Source organism: uncultured Gemella sp. (assembly GCF_963519265.1).
Taxonomy (GTDB): Bacteria; Bacillota; Bacilli; order Staphylococcales; family Gemellaceae; genus Gemella.
In genome coordinates, this window is the sequence record NZ_CAUQNQ010000102.1 from 1 (window position 1) to 4,139 (window position 4,139).

Sequence of the window (4,139 nt, forward strand, 5' to 3'; positions counted from 1 at the left end):
ATAAAAATTCCATAACAGCAAATTCAGTCGCATTTATTGGATAATTCTTTAAAGTTTTCTTTAAATCACCTACTAATAAATTACTTGCTCTCATAATTCCAATAACTGCTTTAAACTCATTATTCATAAGGATTCTCCTGCTTTTATTATACACTTATTTATCTCGTAGTTATCTCGAATATGAGATAATTATACTTTATTAACTTTACATTGTCAAAGAAATAATATTAAAAGACATCTAGAGATAATTCTCTAAATGCCTTTTGTTTTATTCTGCAAATTGACTTTGATATAATTCTGAATAGAAACCTTTTTGTTCTAATAATTCATCATGGTTACCTTGTTCAATAATATCTCCATCTTTTAATACTAATATTTTATCTGCATTTCTAATTGTTGACAGACGGTGAGCAATAACAAATGTAGTACGACCTTCCATAAGTTTATTCATAGCTTTTTGGATTAATACTTCTGTACGTGTATCTACACTCGAAGTTGCCTCGTCAAGAATTAATATAGGTTTATCAGCAAGAATTGCACGAGCTATAGTTAAAAGTTGCTTTTGACCTTGTGAAATATTTGAAGCATCTTCATTTAATTCCATATTGTAGCCACCCGGTAAAGTTTTAATAAAGTGGTGAATATGAGCTGCTTTAGCCGCTTCTATTACTTCTTCATCTGTAGCATCTAATCGACCATAACGAAGATTCTCCATTATCGTTCCTTTAAATAACCAAGTGTCTTGTAGTACCATTGTGAAGTAAGAACGCAATTCGGGTCTGTCAAGTTTAGAGATATCTTTTCCATCAATATAGATACTTCCTCCATTAATATCATAGAATCTCATAAGAAGTTTAATCATCGTTGTTTTACCTGCACCCGTAGGACCAACGATAGCAACCATCTCTCCTTTTTTAACATCACTAGTAAAGTTTTTAATAATTATTTGATCTTCTACATATCCAAATTTTACTTTATCGAATACTACATTACCTTCTTTATTAGTAACTGTTTCAAGAACTTCTGCATTTTCTTCATCTTTAGCATCTAAGAACTCAAATACTCTTTCACCAGCAGCTGCCATTTTTTGAATTTCTGACATAGACTGAGCTATTTGACCTATTGGTTGAGTAAAGTTTCTAATATATTGGATAAAAGCTTGAATATCCCCTACACCAATAGTTCCTTTAGAAACTAATAATCCACCTGAGAAAACAATACCTACATAACCAAGGTTACCAACAAAGTTAATCACAGGAAACATTAATCCTGAGAAGAAGTTTGCTTTCCATGATGATGTATATAATTGTTTATTTTTATCATTGAATTCTTTTACACTTTTTTCTTTATAGTTGAATGCTGCAATAATATTTTGACCTGAGAAACTCTCTTCAACCTGTCCATTTACATCAGAAAGCATATCTTGTTGACTTTTGAAATATTTTTGACTCCATTTTGTTATAGCACCTAAAAGTATTCCCGAAACAGGAATTAAAGCTAACGCAATTAGAGTCATTATAGGACTTATCGTAAACATCATTACCAATACCCCTAATACCATTGCTGTATTTGAAATTATCTGAGTAAAACTTTGATTTAGTGATTGACCTAATGTATCTACATCATTAGTAACACGAGATAAAGTTTCACCTACTGTACGTTGTTCAAAATAACCAACAGGTAAAGTATTTATTTTTTTACTTATATCTTTACGAATATCATATGTCATTTTTTGAGAAACATTACTCATCAGCCATCCTTGAATAAACATAAACAGTGATGACAGTATGTATAAACCTAATACAGTAAGTAAAATTCCCGCTATTTTTTCAAAATTTATACTACCTTCATTACTAATTTTAGCAACTAATCCTTCGAATAATTCTGTAGTTGCATGTCCCATAATCTTAGGTCCTACAATACCAAATACTGTACTTGCTAATGCAAAGAATACTATCAAAATACTTGAAACTTTATACTGTGTAAACATCAATTTGATAATTCTTTTTAACGTCCCAGAAAAATTATTAGCTTTTTCTATTTTTTGATTTCTATCCATGATGTTTACCTCCTTTTTGTAATTCTTCTTCACTAAGTTGGCTTTCTGCAATTTCTAAATATGTTGGACAAGTTTCTAGAAGTTCTTGGTGTTTTCCAACTCCTACTATCTTACCTTCATTCATTACGATAATCTTATCTGCATTTAAAATTGTTGCGATACGTTGGGCAACTATTATAGTAGTTACACCAGCCATTTCTTCTCTTAAAGTTTTTCTTAATTTAACATCTGTTTTATAATCTAATGCCGAAAAACTATCGTCAAAAAGAAGTATCTTAGGATTTTTCGCTAATGCACGAGCAATTGAAAGACGTTGTTTTTGTCCACCAGAAACATTTGATCCGCCTTGAGAAATCTCACTATTAAATTTATTCTCTTTTTCATTAATAAATTCTATTGCTTGAGCAATTTTAGCAGCTTTTCTCATTTGTTCATCAGAAATATTTTCATCAGCAAATTTAATATTTGATTCGATATTACCACTGAATAAAACTCCTTTTTGAGGGACAAACCCTAAAGTGTCTCTTAATTTACTTAAACTTATATCTCGAATATTAACTCCATCAATTAAAATTTCACCTTCACTAGCATCGAAATATCTAGGAATCAAATGAAGTAATGTAGATTTACCACTACCAGTACTTCCTATAATTGCAGTTGTTTTTCCAGCTTCCGCTTCAAAACTAATATTACTAAGCACTGGACTATCAGCTCCATCAAATGTAAAGCTAACATTATCAAATTTAAGTGCACCTACTACATCTTGAAGCTTACTATCATCAATATGTTTACTATCTACGACAGTAACCTCTGTTTCCAGTACTTCATTAATACGACCAGCTGCGACTTCCGCACGAGGTAATTGCATCATTAAGAATGTAAAGAATAAGAATGACATTACTATCTGCATTGTATATGTTATAAACGCCATCATATCCCCAACTTGAATACTACCAGCATCTATATTTTTTCCACCAACCCAGATTATTAATAATGCAATACCATTCATAATTAGCATAATCATTGGCATAAGCGCTGATAAAGTTCTATTGATGAAAAGTTGCTCATTTTTTAAAACTGTATTTTCTTTATCAAATCTTTCTTCTTCATATTTTTCACGACCAAAAACGCGAATTACAGAAATACCAGTTAATGCTTCACGAGTTACCAGGTTTACTCTATCAATTAGCTTTTGCATAATTTTAAATTTCGGCATTACTAAAAATGAAATTATTCCTAATGTTAAACCTAAGACACCTACACCTAATGCAATTATCCAAGTCATTCCAGTATCAGTTTGAGTAACTTTATAAACCCCGTAAACTGCCATCATCGGCGCATATATTGCGATAAATAACATCATATTTAAAGCATTTTGGATTTGTTGAATATCATTTGTACTTCTTGTAATTAGTGAAGCTGTAGAAAATTTATCAATATCTTGTTTAGAAAATGATAATACCTTGTTATAAAGTTTTTCTCGTAAGTTATAAGCTATTTTTGAAGAAATTCTACTCGCTATAAAGTTCGAAATAATACTTCCAATACCTGAAATAAATGTTACGATTATCATCATTATTCCAACTTTTTTTAGGTAATTTTTTCTAATCTCATTAGTATCAATTCCTACATTATTTCTATACTCTTCTTTAACATAACGAATACCAGCTTGTTTTGTTATCATATCAGCTGAACTTCCTAAGTCACTAATTGATTTATTTTTTTGTTCTATTAAACTATCTTTCTTGACTAGTCCTAGTTTGACACCTTCTGCAACCTTATCTAAATCTAAGTTTTCAGATTTTGCACCAGATACAACAGTTATAGCGTTTTTAAATATATCATTTAGTTCGCTACGTTCTTGTTCACTTATACTATCAAGTTTATAAACATCACCATCTTTAGTGTATTTAGCCGTAACTTTTTTAATCTCATCATCAGTCATAAATAATTGTAACTCTTTAAATGATTTTTCACTTATTTTTTCTGGTACAGCATCTTGGATACCGCTTTGTTGAATACCTTTATCGACAATATTACTTGTATATGTCGGAAGTGCTAGCTCTGCTACAACACGAAC

At 30.5% G+C, this 4,139-nt stretch carries 2 protein-coding genes; both read right to left on the reverse strand.

The window, feature by feature from the left end; translation table 11 throughout:
• Nucleotides 1–268: 268 nt before the first annotated feature.
• Complete coding sequence (locus tag RWN11_RS07350; RefSeq protein ID WP_314161086.1) at nt 269–2,059, reverse strand: ABC transporter ATP-binding protein; 1,791 nt, start codon at nt 2,057–2,059, stop codon at nt 269–271.
• A partial coding sequence (locus RWN11_RS07355) for an ABC transporter ATP-binding protein (protein ID WP_314161087.1) occupies nt 2,052–4,139 on the reverse strand: 2,088 nt, incomplete at its 5' end. The genes RWN11_RS07350 and RWN11_RS07355, both read right to left, overlap by 8 nt.